The sequence below is a fragment of the Bariatricus sp. HCP28S3_F11 genome, assembly GCF_052065395.1.
GTDB lineage: Bacteria > Bacillota > Clostridia > Lachnospirales > Lachnospiraceae > Allocoprococcus.
Window position 1 is genome coordinate 153,612 of record NZ_JBQHUC010000001.1, and the last position, 13,846, is coordinate 167,457.

The following is a 13,846-nucleotide window of genomic DNA, read 5'->3' on the forward strand; positions in this document are numbered from 1 at the left end:
GTATATGGCTTTTTAGATGTCAAGGGTTTTGTTTCGTAGTTTTTCCTGATACTGTTTGGGAGTCATATGATAATACTGGTCGAAAACCTTATAGAAATGTGCCCGGTTGGAGAAATGCAGTTTCTCTGTAATTTGTGAGATATTCATTTGGGTACTGCATAACATGGTTTCAGCGGCAGCCATGGTAAAGGTCATACTGTATTTAAAAAGGCTTTTTCCTGTTGCTTTTTTCACTATTCTTCCGATGTATGAGCCATCATAATTAAGAATCTGTGCAAGCTCATGATTCGTAATCCGCCCGTTTCGTTCTTCCAGAATCTGGTCAATACGGGCCATAAGTAAGGAATCCATTCGTGCTCTGGTTGTGACATGTTCTACATGATAATAACGTGAATCGGATAAAATAAAAATGCAAATCCATACATTGTAAATGGTTTGATCAGCCAGTTGACAATCCATGTGACAAACAGACCTTTTGGGTTTTTACCGACGTTTTGTATACTCCGAAAATCTACTTTCAGCATCATGGGATAGATCATAACCCAGATTAGCACAGCCATTGGAATAGAAATTCTTGCATATTCAAATTTGTTTGAAAATGCAGGAAGTGCAGGGGCAAAATGTCCTAGAAGGACACCTACGATCATACAAAGGAACACCCACACTGTCAGGTAGCGTTGGAAAAAATTAATACCTGTATTTTTTTCTTCTTTTATTATGATTTTATACCTCCTCATCCAGCAATTGATTTTTCAGTGCAAGGACTTTTTATGAACGCATACAAAAGCAACTTTGGGTTTATGAGTCATATATGTGTTCCTCCTTTGATCGAATTATAGAAATTATTCTATTTGTTGTTTATATGAAAACCGATGCTGATTATTGCATTAAAAATAGCATCGGTCTCAATTGCAATCACAATTGCAATTACAATGACTGCTCTGATGGCATATACAGTCAGGTTTATCAGAAAAAACACGTCCAAGACTCTGATAAAATGAATCCAACTGTTCTTTGTTCAGCGAGTAGTAAGTATTTTTTCCATCTCTGCGATCAATTACGACATTTGCTTCGATTAAAACTCTCATATCATGAGATAAGGTGGGCTGGGTGATATGGAATGCTTCCAGAATTCGGCATGCACACAATTCACCACATGACAGCATATCAACAATTTTTAGACGTTTAGGATCTGAAATGGCTTTTAAAATCTTACCCAAATCTTTATAGCTCTGTTCCAAATTGTATTACCTCTTGTATATTTATAGAATTTCTTCTATATGTTATTATATGCCTTGATTAATAATGAGTCAATATCAAATTGAAGATATTCTATATTTGTATTGACAAATGGTTATATAAGTAATATTATTAATAATACATAGAAGATGTTCAATGTGTTGGCAAAAGGGAAAACATTATGGAGATAGATTATATACAGTATTCAAAAATATTTAAAGTTTTTTCTGATCCAAAGAGACTTAAGATTATTGATATGTTATCGAATGGAGAATTATGTGCGTGTAAAATACAGGAAGAATTTCACATTACACAGCCGACTTTATCACATGATATGAAACAGCTATGTGATGCTGGTGTTGTAAATTCCCGAAAAGAAGGAAAGTGGATGCATTATTCTTTGAATCTGGAAAAAATGAATGAAATTTATAAAGTGATAGGCAAATTAATGGTGCCGGATGAATTTCAGAAAATTGTAGATTGTGATTGTAATAAATAGATTATAACCGGCTTTATGCCGGTTAAAAAATACATAATAAATAGAAAAATTCGAATGCGTGAATGTGAGGAGAAAAAAGATGGAAGTTTTAAAATCGATAGGTCTGTTTATTCAGAATCAGATCTTAGGAATGAAATGGCTGAATGTGGTAATTCGGAATGGTTTATCTGCGATAGGAGTGGATGTTTCAACAAGGATAGGTGGCAGCATACTGTTTTTCATCTATGATATCATTAAGATTACTGTATTATTATGTTTTTTGATATTTATAATTTCTTATATCCAAAGTTATTTTCCACCGGAACGAAGCAGGAAAATTCTCGGGCAGTTTCATGGAATATGGGCAAATATGATTGCGGCTCTTCTCGGAACAGTTACACCATTTTGTTCCTGTTCTTCAATTCCGTTATTTATTGGTTTTACAAGTGCAGGACTTCCTTTGGGAGTTACTTTTTCATTTTTAATCTCCTCACCGATGGTCGATCTGGGAAGCCTCGTACTTCTTATGAGTATTTTTGGAGCAAAAGTTGCGGTTGCCTATGTGGTTGTGGGATTGATTATTGCTGTTCTTGGCGGTACATTAATTGAAAAAATGCACATGGAGAAATATGTGGAAGAATTTATTCGGAGTGCAAGTGGAGTAGATATTGAATTGCCTGATTTAACAATTACGGATCGTTTGATTTATGCAAAAGACCAGATGACAGGCACGTTCCGAAAAGTATTTCCGTACATTCTTATAGGTGTTGGAGTCGGTGCAATAATCCATAACTGGATACCGGAACATATCATTCAGACTGTTCTTGGTAATAACAATCCATTTGCAGTCATTCTGGCTGTTATAGTTGGAGTTCCAATGTATGCGGACATCTTTGGAACCATCCCGGTTGCGGAGGCATTACTGGCAAAAGGAGCTCAGCTTGGGACAATTCTCAGTTTTATGATGGCGGTTACGACACTGAGTCTGCCCTCAATTATTATGCTTAAAAAAGCGATAAAACCGAAATTATTAGGATTATTTGTTGGAATTTGTACGGGCGGCATTATTATTGTCGGATATTTGTTTAATATATTTCTGTAGGGACGTTTCTTTTGCCACGATGCTGGGGGCAAAAGTCCTGGCATCGAACGTCCCTTTTTTGCTTTTTGTTGCTATTTATAAGTTTCTACCGTAGTTTTCGGTATATTTGGTGTCGATTGTAACTATACCCTTCCCATATTCTTATGCCAATAGAGGATTTTCTGCATAGTTCGAAGACCCTTTCACATAGTGAAAGAGTTTTCTAAAATTCAACGCTGCGATTTTACTTCCGAAGAAGAACCTTCCTCTTTGTTTTCCACGTGGAAGCTTTTCCAGATGATAGTTTCTTCGAAGAATTGAGGGAATCGTTTCTACTCCGTTTCGTATCCTGCGATACAGATTATATGTTTCACTAGACATTCTCTCCTCTAGTGCGAGGCGAATCAGGCTCTTTTTCTAGGTGTGTTTCCTGCCGGACACTTTATCACTTTTGTTTTTTCTTCGTCCATTTCAAATCCGGAAACATCTCGCCGATTCTTTTTGGCTGTCAATGCAGTAGGAAGTAGTTCGATGTTCTTTTATAAACTGTGAGTCTGAATGGATATTGGGTTCATACTCATAGCTGGTTACAACAGAACCATTTTTCCCAACAGTTTCCTCTACATTAGCCACATAGCCGCGATATTCTTTCCCTGCTTTCCTTCGGTATGTAGCCTCAGGATCAGTTGGATTTAACAGCATGGTCGAATTGCCGAGGTTGTCTTCCTTAGTAATCCAGCGACGTTTTCCCTGTTCGACAATGGACTGCTCTGAAAAACAGCGAATAAAAAGTTCATACTCAGAGACATCTTCGAATCCTGTTTTGGCGATTTCTTTATTATAGTTTTGGATGGCAGCTTTGTATAAATCAACTCCGTGAGTTTGTTCATAATCATAACATCTACGGCGAAAACTTTTGCCCAGGAATTTTCTAACGCTTTTTGCTCACGTGCAGTGAGGTTTAAAAAACTATCGAACAGAGGTTAAGATCGGAGACAATTGCATGATGGCTCCGAATGTGGCGATCTATACTGCCGGGCACCCAATCCATCCGGATACCAGAAATACGGCATACGAATACGGGATTGAGGTGAACATCGGAAATAATGTCTGGATCGGCGGAAATTCCGTGATTTGTCCGGGTGTCACAATCGGGGATAATGTCGTGATCGGAGCGGGAAGCGTGGTCACGAAAGACATTCCGGATTGGTCCGTTGCGGCCGGGAACCCGTGCAGAGTCATCCGAAAGATCACCGAAGCGGACAGAAAAATCTATTTCAAGGATAGAGAATTCGATGAGGAAGCCTGGGAGCAGGTCACCGGGCAGGAAAGATAATAAATTCAAATACGATTCGGCGTACTTGCTCCAAAGCGGCAATCTACTGATAATCCACTTTAACCAGGCATAGTCCGCAGGCCGGTGCCATAAATCCGGCTGCTTTGCGGCTGGCGGCATCCAGCACGTCGTTCATGTTTTCCGGCTGTCGCATTCCGAAACCCACTTCCAGAAGGGTTCCGGTCAGAATGCGGACCATGTTCTGGAGGAATCCGTCGCCGTGGTAAGTAAATATAATATAAGGTCCTTTCTGGACGATCTGAATAGAATCAACCGTGCGAACGGTTGATTTTTTAAATCTGGGATTTCCACAAAAGCTTTTGAAATCATGCTGACCGGTCAGATATGCGGCAGCCTTCTGCATGCTTCGAATATCCGGATTCCGGTCGAGTATATAGACATAGTTCCGGTCAAATACCGGCTTGGCAGATCCGGCATAGCAGGTGTATTCATATGTTTTCCCGACAGCCATGTAGCGGCTGTGGAAGCGCGGTGATGCTTCATGGACTTCCAGGATACTGATGTCGGCGGGCAAATACTGATTCATGTATTTCCGAATCTGCGCAGTCGATAGATCCGTGTCCAATACAGCATTTGCGGTCATTTCTTTTGCGTGCACACCGGCATCGGTACGGCCTGCACCCGTTACTTCCACGGACGAGCCGGTCATTCTGGAAAGCACGGTTTCCAGCTTTCCCTGGATCGTTGCATCGGTATTGCCCTGACTCTGCCAGCCCGAATAGCGGGTCCCGTCGTAGGCTATGGTAAATTTATAATTCTGATTCATAAAAAATGTCTCCTATAACTTATTCTGAACAGACTAATTATACCAAAAAGAAGAATTTAGGAAAAGACTGTAAACCAAAGTTAATTGCAACAGTCTGGCAATAAGGAACGGAAGAAAGCTAAAATACGCAGTTCACAAATGGTATCAAAGCGTTTATAATCGTTTTGTATGATTACGAATGTGAGGTGCCCGAAATGGAAAAGAACTTGACAAACGGAAGCGTATTTAAAACGATCTTATCTTTTTCACTGCCCTTCCTGTTATCTTATTTTTTACAGACACTGTATGGAATGGCAGATTTATTTATCATAGGTCAATATAACGGTGTGGCCAGCACAACGGCGGTGTCCATCGGAAGCCAGGTCATGCATATGATCACAGTCATGATCGTAGGTCTTGCCATGGGCTCCACGGTCATGATCGGTAAAGCGGTCGGGGCCGGGAAGAGAGAGGAGGCGTCAATGGCGATCGGAAATACGATCACGCTCTTCATGGGAGTATCGGTGACACTCACCGTCATCCTGCTTCTTTTGGTCCGCTCGATTGTTGCGGTGATGTCCACGCCGGAAGAAGCGGTGCAGGGGACGATCCTCTATCTTACCATCTGCTTTATCGGGATCCCGTTCATCACAGCCTATAATATCATCAGTTCCATTTTCCGCGGGATGGGGGATTCCAGAAGCCCGATGTGCTTTGTGGCAGTCGCCTGTGTGGCAAATATCATTCTGGATTATCTGTTCATCGGTGGTCTGGAACTGGGACCGGCGGGAGCTGCACTTGGAACGACGATTTCCCAGACGATCAGTGTGATCGTATCCCTGTGTATCATTCGAAAGCGGCAGAGCGGTATTGTGATGAAGAAATCTTATTTTCGTCCGAAGAAACTGATCATGGAACAATTGCTTAAGATAGGAATTCCGGTTGCGCTGCAGGACGGTTTCATACAGATTTCTTTCATCATTATAACGATCATCGTGAATCAGCGAGGGTTAAATGATGCGGCTGCGGTGGGAATTGTGGAGAAGATCATTGGCTTTTTGTTCCTGGTTCCATCTTCCATGCTGTCAACCGTTTCGGCACTGGCGGCACAGAATATCGGTGCCGGAAAACATGACCGCGCGAAGAAGACATTGTGGTATGCCATCACGATGTGTGTTTCCTTTGGACTTGTCACAGTGGTTGTCATGCAGTTTGCCGCGGGATGGTTTGTAGGACTATTTGCAACAGATACCGAGGTAATCCGTCTCGGCAGCGAATATATGCACGGCTATGTGTGGGACTGCGTATTTGCCGGAATTCATTTCTGTTTCAGCGGATATTTCTGCGCATATGGACGTTCATCCTTTTCGTTCCTGCACAATTCGATCTCGATCGTATGTGCCCGGGTTCCGCTTGCCTATCTGGCATCCAGGTATTTCCCGAATACGTTGCTCCCGATGGGGCTGGCAACAGCGACCGGATCCCTGGTGTCGGTTGTGATCTGTGTTGTGGTGTACCTGTGGATGCAAAGAAATGAAAATCTTACATAGCCAAATCGTTCTGAAAACTGATATAATGGATTTAATGAACCGTATGTTAAAAAACAATAATCATAAAGGAGGAAATACAAAATGAAAGTGTTATTGATCAATGGAAGCCCGCGCAAAGAAGGAAATACATTTATCGCATTAAACGAGATGAAACATGTGTTTGAGCAGGAGGGCATCGAAGCGGAGATCGTGCAGGTCGGAAATCAGGCCATCCGCGGCTGTGCAGCCTGCGGCGGATGTTCCAAATTAGGAAAATGTGTATTTGATGACTGTGTTAACGAAATTGCACCGAAGTTTGCAGAGTGTGACGGACTTGTGATCGGAAGCCCTGTTTATTATGCGTCTGCCAACGGGACCCTGATCTCGTTCCTGGATCGTCTGTTCTACAGCACTCCGTTCGACAAGACCATGAAAGTAGGAGCCAGTGTCGTGGCAGCCAGAAGAGGAGGGCTCTCCTCCACATTTGATGAGCTGAATAAGTATTTCACGATCAGCGGAATGCCGGTAGCATCCGGTCAGTACTGGAACAGCATTCACGGACGCCTGCCGGGAGAAGCAGCAGGAGATGCAGAAGGACTCCAGAGCATGAGGACACTGGCACGCAACATGAGCTTCCTTATGAAATCTATTGCACTCGGAAAAGAAAAGTATGGTCTGCCGGAGAAAGAAGCAAAGCAGGCTACGAATTTTATTCGTTAGTTACATGAAATTTAAGTTATAAAAAATCTATAAACTCTGTTGACAAACAATAATTAAGTGCTATAATAATTCAAAAATAAATAGTTTAAAAATAAAATATATTACTTCGAAAAAGAAGTAATATATTTTTGGAAACAATCTAAGCACTCAACGCAAAAGAGTGCTAACAAAAAGGAAGGCAGGTTATTTTTTATGAGATTAAAACCATTAGGAAACAGAGTTGTTTTGAAACATCAGGAAGCAGAAGAGAAGACACAATCTGGAATCATCCTGCCAGACAGTGCCAAGGAAAAACCACAGACAGCAGTTGTCATTGCAGTCGGCCCCGGGACAGACGGAAAAGAGATGCAGGTCAAGGAAGGAGACAGAGTCATCTGTACCCAGTATGCGGGAACCGAGATCAAGGTGGACGACGAAGAATATGTGATCGTATCACAGAATGATATCATTGCAATCGTTGAATAAGAAAAGAATAAAATCAGATTGAATTTGAGAAAGTAAGAAAGAAGGAATAAATCATGGCAAAGGATATTACATATGACATTGATGCAAGAAAGAAAATGGAGACAGGTGTCAATAAACTGGCAGACACCGTAAAAGTAACACTTGGACCAAAAGGAAGGAATGTGGTTCTGGATCAGTCCTACGGTACACCACTGATTACGAATGACGGTGTTACTATTGCGAAGGAGATTGAACTGGAAGATCGTTATGAGAACATGGGAGCACAGCTGGTCAAAGAAGTTGCTACCAAGACGAACGATATCGCAGGAGACGGAACTACGACCGCAACAGTTCTCGCTCAGGCTTTGGTGAATCAGGGAATGAAAAATATCGCAGCAGGAGCTAACCCGATCATCCTTAGAAAAGGAATGAAGAAAGCTTCCGACGTGGCTGTCTCTGTTCTGGAAGAAATGAGCCGCCCGGTAACCGGCAAAGAACACATTGCAAAAGTTGCCGCCATTTCCGCAGGAAATGAAGAAGTCGGTGAAATGATTGCAGATGCAATGGAAAAAGTCGGTGAGAACGGTGTGATCACCATCGAAGAATCCAAAACAATGCAGACGGACATCGATGTAGTAGAAGGTATGCAGTTTGATAACGGATACCTTTCCGGATATATGTGTGACGACAAGGAAAAGATGGTCTGCAATATGGAAAATCCTTACATCCTGATGACAGACCGTAAGATTTCCAATATTCAGGATATCCTTCCGATTCTTGAAAATATTATGAGAGAAGGAAGAGAGCTCTTGATTCTTGCAGAAGATGTAGAAGGAGAAGCCCTTACGACATTGATCGTAAACCGTCTCAGAGGAACACTTAAAGTGGTTGCTGTGAAAGCTCCTGGTTATGGTGATAACCGGAAAGAAATGCTGCAGGATATCGCGGCGCTTACCGGCGGACAGGTTATCATGGAAGACATCGGAATCCAGCTTAAGGACGCAACAATGGATATGTTAGGCCGTGCAAAATCTGTAAAGGTAACAAAAGAAAATACAACGATCGTAGACGGCACCGGAAATAAAACAGATGTAGAAGCTAGAATCGAAAATCTGAAGAGACGGATGGCAGAGACTACATCCGATTTCGATAAAGAGAAACTGATGGATCGTATCGCAAAAATGGGCGGCGGTGTTGCAGTGATCCGTGTCGGAGCGGCAACAGAAACCGAGATGAAAGAAGCAAAATATCGTATGGAAGATGCCATGAATGCCACAAGGGCAGCGGTAGCAGAAGGAGTTATTTTCGGAGGCGGTTCCGCATACATTCATGCACAGAAGAAAGTGGATGAATTTGCGGCAACACTGACCGGTGATGAGAAGACCGGAGCAGAAATCATTGCAAAAGCTCTGGAAGCGCCACTCTATGCGATCGTTGACAATGCCGGACTGGAAGGTGCAGTTGTGATCAACAAAGTGAAAGAAAGTGAAGTAGGAATCGGATTCGATGCGGTTCACGAAACCTATGTAGATATGATGGAAGCAGGAATCATTGATCCTGTCAAAGTAACCAAGAATGCACTTGCCAATGCGGTTAGTGTAGCAGCAACCCTTCTTACAACAGAAGCAGCAGTAGCAGACATTAAGGAACCGGCTCCGGCAGCACAGCCGTCACCGGATATGTACTAATTACATATGTACGAATTGCATATGATATATCCCTCTCTAAAACAAGATACCCGTCCCGTTTAAGGGGCGGGTGTTTTGTTGTAAAAAGGTTTCAAAGTGTTTCCGTAATTAGAAATTGCTTAATGCAAAAACTGGTGGTAAACTGAATATATAGGAAACGTCATAAAGCAAAAGACGTCCGGCAGATCCTCCCGGAGATGCCGCGTGAAAGGAGATGAGAACTATGTCTGATATGATGGAATACAAATGCCCGGCCTGCGGCGGTGCCATGGAATTCGACAGTAAGTCGCAGAAGATGAAGTGCCCCTACTGCGATACCGAAATCGCGGTGGAAGAATTTCAGAAAATGCAGGAAAACAAACAGCAGACAGCTTCAGATGGGGTATATAGCGAGAATCAAAGTGGAAGTCAGGACAAAGTAGACTGGCAGGCGGCCAACGATAATCAGTGGGCAGAAGGTGAGACCGATGGAATGCGGGTCTATGTATGTGAGTCCTGCGGCGGTGAGATCATTGCAGAAGAGACAACGGGAGCGACCACCTGTCCGTATTGCGGGAACCGGGTTGTCATGAAGGGACAATTTTCCGGTGATCAGAAGCCGGATTATGTCATTCCGTTTAAGAAAGATAAGAAAGCTGCAAAGGCGGCATATTACAGCCATCTGAAAGGCAAGCCGTTCCTTCCGAAGGTATTTAAGGATGAGAACCATATTGATGAGATCAAGGGCGTATACGTTCCGTTCTGGCTGTTTGATGCTGATACCAAGTCCCATTTTATGTATGATGCGAGAAATCTCCGTGTCTGGGAGAACGGCGACACCGAATATACGGAACATGAACATTATTTGGTAGAGCGCGGCGGCTCGGTCCGGTTCGAACGGATTCCGGCGGACGGTTCCGAGAAAATGGATGATACACTGATGGAATCCATTGAGCCATTTGATTTCTCCGAGGCGGTACCATTTACCCCGGCATATCTGGCGGGATTTGTGGCAGACCGCTACGATGTGGATATGGAAGAATGTTTGGAGCGTGCGAAAGAACGAATCACGAGCAGTGCGGAAACTGTTTTTGGAAATACTGTAACCGGATATCAGATGATTACGACGACAGGAAGCAATGTCAATATTTACAATGCAAAATATTTATATGCATTGTATCCGGTATGGATCCTTAATACAACATGGGAAGGAAAGAAATACACCTTCGCTATGAACGGACAGACCGGCAAGATGGTGGGTGATCTCCCGATGGATAAAAAAGCCTACTGGCGTTATGTGGCAACCCGAAGTGTGATCTTCGGAGTGATCATCAGTGTTTTGATGTGGATTTTCATGCTGTGATGGGAGGGGTGGACAAATGAAGAAACGATTTTTGGCAGTTATAATTACGATTCTTTTGGCAATGTCTGCGGTTCTTCCGGCATCAGCCGAGGGAGCGTATCTGAGGGAGGCACCGCTTGTGGCGGATCATGCTGACCTTTTAGATGACGATGAAGAGAGCAAATTAACAGAATTACTGGAAGAGATCAGCGAACGGCAGAGGTGTGATGTGGTCGTAGTCACGACGGATACATTGGAAGGCAAGAGTGCCATGGAGTATGCGGATGACTACTATGACTATAACGGATACGGATATGGCGAGGACCGTGACGGAATCCTGCTTCTCGTCAGCATGGAAGATCGTGACTACTGGATCAGTACCTGCGGCTTTGGAATTACAGCATTTACCGACGCGGGGATCGAATACATATCCGATGAATTTGTGCCGTATCTAAGTGATGGCGATTATGAGACAGCGTTTATAGAATATGCGTCACTCTGCGATAAATTTCTGACCCAGGCCTATGAAGAAGAGCCTTATGACGTGGGAAATATGCCGCGCAGATCCATGCCGATCTTCTGGATTTTCGGATCGTTTGTTGTCGGATTCATCATTGCACTTATCATGGCAAGTGCGAAAAAATCAGCACTTAAGACGGTGCGCAGAAAACCGGAGGCCAGAGACTATGAGGTTCCGGGCAGCTTTTCACTGTCCCTGCAGAAAGACCGGCTTGTCAACCGGTTTGTGACGACTCGAAAAATTGAACGGCAAAGCAGCAGTTCCGGCGGAAGCAGCACCCACACCAGCTCTTCCGGTTCAACACACGGCGGTGGCGGCGGCAAATTCTGATATTTCATAACAATTCCATAACAAATTGCGTATGAACATTCAGAGCTTTTGGACGAATAGGAGTAAAGTAAAACCGGAGGGAACGTATCTGTTCTCTCCGGTGAACTATTGTAAACGATATTGTATTTAGAAGACTCCGGTAATGAAAATCTCAAGTCCGATGAAAATCAGGATGACACCGCCAAGAATGGTTGCTTTCCCGGAAAGCTTCGTTCCGGCACCTTTCCCGATTACCAGCCCTCCCATACAAATGATAAAAGTAACAACTGCGATGATGAATGCACAAATCGCAGCAGAAAGAAGATCATAATCCGCAATCGTGAATCCAACGGAAAGTGCGTCGATAGAAGTTGCAATTCCCTGAATCATCAGCGCGGCAAATCCCACACCCGGTTTCTCGCAAGGTTCTTCTTTACTGGTAAGTCCCTCATGCAGCATCGATCCCCCGATATATCCAAGAAGGATGAGTGCGATCCACGGGATGAATTTCTCAAAAGACTGAAAATATTCCACGATCGTATGAACACAAATCCATCCAATCATCGGCATAACTGCCTGAAAAATCGCGAAAACCCCGGCAATCCGGCACATTTTTCTGGGTTTCATACAAGGTTCGTTCAATCCATTGGCAAGAGAGACAGAAAATGCATCCATGGCAAGTCCGACTCCCAGCAGAATACTGTTAAAAAAGAATACAAATCCAAGCATCATACATGATTCCTCCGTAATATAATGACTGCGCATTGGTAATAATAAAATGTGAAAATGTTAATTAAAAAATGAATAAAAACGGTCATAAAAAAACCAGATACGGTGAAAACCATACCTGGTGTCAGGACAAAAAAAACAGACTCCATGTATAGCTTCACAGTTACACATGAGTCTCGCAATTTAAAACAAGCCAGGCCAGACGGCCAGTATGTTGACTTGCTACACAAAGGATTTGCGCTCGCTACTCCCTCACAACAGTTGTGATTTTATCATGTGGTGAAAAGATTGTCAATCGGTATTGAGAAAAAATGTCATTTTATAAAAAAGAGACCTATCTTGAAGAATTATGGCATTTAAAAGGGGAACAATGATATCGTGTAAATAGCACGTAACAAGTACCCGATATATAATGATTATGAAACATTCTGTTATTGAACAATTCATCCTTCATAAACTCTATAATGTATCAAATTAATAAAGGAACATATAAAGACGTGTATGTTACAAGATTATCAAAATGTTAAAATATACACAATAATGACAAAATAATAACATAAAAATATATATAATACACAAAAAAGATATTTATTTTTCCTTAAATTGTGGTATCATAGTGTACAACGCTGTTGAATTACATAACAGCAATCGGAAAGGAGATTAGAATAGATATGAGATTAGATGGAAAAGTAGCAATCGTAACTGCAGCGACAAGAGGTATCGGACTGGCATGTGCACAGCGTCTGGCGCGCGAGGGCGCAGTCGTTTATATCGGCGCAAGAAATATGGAGAGGGCTGCTGAGCGTGCGGACGAGCTGAACAAGGAAGGCTGCAATGTTAAGACTGTTTATAATGATGCTTCCAAGAAGGAAACATATGCATCCATGGTGGAGGAAGTGATCAAGAATGAGGGCAAGATCGATATTCTGGTAAATAACTTCGGAACATCCAATCCGAAGAAGGATCTTGACATTAAGTCTACTGAATATGACGAGTATATTCGTACAATCGATATGAATCTTGCAAGTGTGTTCCTCAGTGCACAGGCAGTGATCCCACATATGGCAGCAAATGGCGGCGGAAGTATCATCAATATTTCTTCTGTAGGTGGCATCCGCCCGGATATTTCCCAGATTGCATACGGAACCAGCAAAGCAGCAATCAACTATCTGACCAAGCTGATTGCAACACAGTGTGCAAGAGACAATATCCGCTGCAACGCAGTGCTTCCGGGAATGACGGCAACCGAAGCTGTATCCGGAAATCTGACACCGGAATTCCAGGAATTTTTCCTGAAGCATACACCGATCCGCAGAATGGGTAAACCGGAAGAAATTGCAGGAACGGTACTGTATTTCGCAAGTGACGATGCAGCATACACAACGGGACAGATCGTGGATGTATCCGGAGGTTTCGGCATGCCGACACCGGTATTTGGCGACATGATTGAAATGAAGAACAGACGGTAGAATATGTAGTCGTATACAAATCGGTTAATTCATTGCAACTTAAATAAGTATAATCAGGCTGTGATACTTTGATGATTTTGATTCAATCAAGGTATTGCAGTCTTTTTTTGTGTGGTGAGTTTGAGGCCATTTGTTAACCATTTAATAGCATTTGGAGCCAGCTTAGCTCCATTTCCTCGATTCCAAAGCTCTGAATTTGAAAAAAGTATCGTGACAG

General features: G+C 42.8%; 16 protein-coding genes and 1 pseudogene. 10 read left to right on the plus strand and 7 right to left on the minus strand.

Features of this window, described 5'->3' with window-relative positions:
* Positions 1–12: 12 nt before the first annotated feature.
* From ACTNBR_RS00725 to ACTNBR_RS00735, 3 genes are all read right to left on the minus strand, one after another.
* Positions 13–351 carry a helix-turn-helix domain-containing protein gene (locus tag ACTNBR_RS00725; protein ID WP_441016006.1) on the minus strand — a complete coding sequence of 113 codons (339 nt, stop codon included), beginning with the start codon at positions 349–351 and terminating at the stop codon, positions 13–15.
* A gap of 23 nt (positions 352–374) precedes the next feature.
* Positions 375–647, minus strand: coding sequence for an arsenic resistance protein (locus tag ACTNBR_RS00730; RefSeq protein WP_441042652.1), 273 nt, complete (start codon positions 645–647; stop codon positions 375–377).
* Between the two features lie 258 nt (positions 648–905).
* Complete coding sequence (locus ACTNBR_RS00735; RefSeq protein ID WP_427819252.1) at positions 906–1,241, minus strand: ArsR/SmtB family transcription factor; 336 nt, start codon at positions 1,239–1,241, stop codon at positions 906–908.
* Positions 1,242–1,420: 179 nt separating this feature from the next.
* On the opposite strand from ACTNBR_RS00735, the gene ACTNBR_RS00740 reads away from it, so the two are divergent.
* Both ACTNBR_RS00740 and ACTNBR_RS00745 read left to right on the plus strand, forming a co-directional pair.
* Positions 1,421–1,738: an ArsR/SmtB family transcription factor gene (locus tag ACTNBR_RS00740; RefSeq protein WP_427806338.1), complete on the plus strand. Its 318-nt coding sequence runs from the start codon at positions 1,421–1,423 to the stop codon at positions 1,736–1,738.
* A 79-nt stretch (positions 1,739–1,817) separates the two neighbouring features.
* Entirely contained in the window at positions 1,818–2,819 is a 1,002-nt protein-coding gene (locus tag ACTNBR_RS00745; RefSeq protein WP_427806337.1) for a permease, read from the plus strand.
* A 141-nt stretch (positions 2,820–2,960) separates the two neighbouring features.
* Here the strand turns inward: ACTNBR_RS00745 and ACTNBR_RS00750 are convergent, their stop codons facing one another.
* Together ACTNBR_RS00750 and ACTNBR_RS00755 are read right to left on the minus strand one after the other, a co-directional pair.
* Positions 2,961–3,179 (minus strand): hypothetical protein, encoded by a 219-nt coding sequence (locus ACTNBR_RS00750; RefSeq protein ID WP_427819254.1) that lies wholly within the window; start codon positions 3,177–3,179, stop codon positions 2,961–2,963.
* Between the two features lie 90 nt (positions 3,180–3,269).
* Complete coding sequence (locus ACTNBR_RS00755) at positions 3,270–3,500, minus strand: hypothetical protein (RefSeq protein WP_441017359.1); 231 nt, start codon at positions 3,498–3,500, stop codon at positions 3,270–3,272.
* Positions 3,501–3,777: 277 nt separating this feature from the next.
* Between ACTNBR_RS00755 and ACTNBR_RS00760 the strand changes: the two are divergent.
* Positions 3,778–4,134: pseudogene (locus ACTNBR_RS00760) on the plus strand (DapH/DapD/GlmU-related protein); the annotation flags it as partial.
* Positions 4,135–4,177: 43 nt separating this feature from the next.
* Here ACTNBR_RS00760 and truA read toward each other — a convergent pair.
* Positions 4,178–4,921 carry a tRNA pseudouridine(38-40) synthase TruA gene (gene truA / locus ACTNBR_RS00765; protein ID WP_441017356.1) on the minus strand — a complete coding sequence of 248 codons (744 nt, stop codon included), beginning with the start codon at positions 4,919–4,921 and terminating at the stop codon, positions 4,178–4,180.
* A gap of 194 nt (positions 4,922–5,115) precedes the next feature.
* Between truA and ACTNBR_RS00770 the strand changes: the two genes are divergently transcribed.
* The 6 genes from ACTNBR_RS00770 to ACTNBR_RS00795 all read left to right on the plus strand — a co-directional run bounded on the left by ACTNBR_RS00770 (position 5,116) and on the right by ACTNBR_RS00795 (position 11,452).
* On the plus strand, positions 5,116–6,450 hold the full coding sequence (locus ACTNBR_RS00770) for an MATE family efflux transporter (protein WP_427819259.1): 1,335 nt from the start codon (positions 5,116–5,118) through the stop codon (positions 6,448–6,450).
* A gap of 81 nt (positions 6,451–6,531) precedes the next feature.
* Positions 6,532–7,149 carry a flavodoxin family protein gene (locus ACTNBR_RS00775; protein WP_427807108.1) on the plus strand — a complete coding sequence of 206 codons (618 nt, stop codon included), beginning with the start codon at positions 6,532–6,534 and terminating at the stop codon, positions 7,147–7,149.
* Positions 7,150–7,341: 192 nt separating this feature from the next.
* Entirely contained in the window at positions 7,342–7,614 is a 273-nt protein-coding gene (locus tag ACTNBR_RS00780) for a co-chaperone GroES (RefSeq protein ID WP_427807107.1), read from the plus strand.
* A 53-nt stretch (positions 7,615–7,667) separates the two neighbouring features.
* Complete coding sequence (gene groL / locus ACTNBR_RS00785; protein ID WP_441017353.1) at positions 7,668–9,281, plus strand: chaperonin GroEL; 1,614 nt, start codon at positions 7,668–7,670, stop codon at positions 9,279–9,281.
* 223 nt (positions 9,282–9,504) lie between these two features.
* Positions 9,505–10,623, plus strand: a complete 1,119-nt coding sequence (locus ACTNBR_RS00790) for a hypothetical protein (protein ID WP_441017351.1) — start codon at positions 9,505–9,507, stop codon at positions 10,621–10,623.
* A 16-nt stretch (positions 10,624–10,639) separates the two neighbouring features.
* Positions 10,640–11,452 carry a TPM domain-containing protein gene (locus ACTNBR_RS00795; RefSeq protein ID WP_427807103.1) on the plus strand — a complete coding sequence of 271 codons (813 nt, stop codon included), beginning with the start codon at positions 10,640–10,642 and terminating at the stop codon, positions 11,450–11,452.
* A gap of 126 nt (positions 11,453–11,578) precedes the next feature.
* Here ACTNBR_RS00795 and ACTNBR_RS00800 read toward each other — a convergent pair whose 3' ends face one another.
* Complete coding sequence (locus ACTNBR_RS00800; RefSeq protein ID WP_427807102.1) at positions 11,579–12,163, minus strand: manganese efflux pump MntP family protein; 585 nt, start codon at positions 12,161–12,163, stop codon at positions 11,579–11,581.
* A gap of 668 nt (positions 12,164–12,831) precedes the next feature.
* Between ACTNBR_RS00800 and hdhA the strand changes: the two genes are divergently transcribed.
* Positions 12,832–13,629 (plus strand): 7alpha-hydroxysteroid dehydrogenase, encoded by a 798-nt coding sequence (gene hdhA / locus ACTNBR_RS00805; protein ID WP_427807101.1) that lies wholly within the window; start codon positions 12,832–12,834, stop codon positions 13,627–13,629.
* The last annotated feature ends 217 nt before the right edge of the window (positions 13,630–13,846 follow it).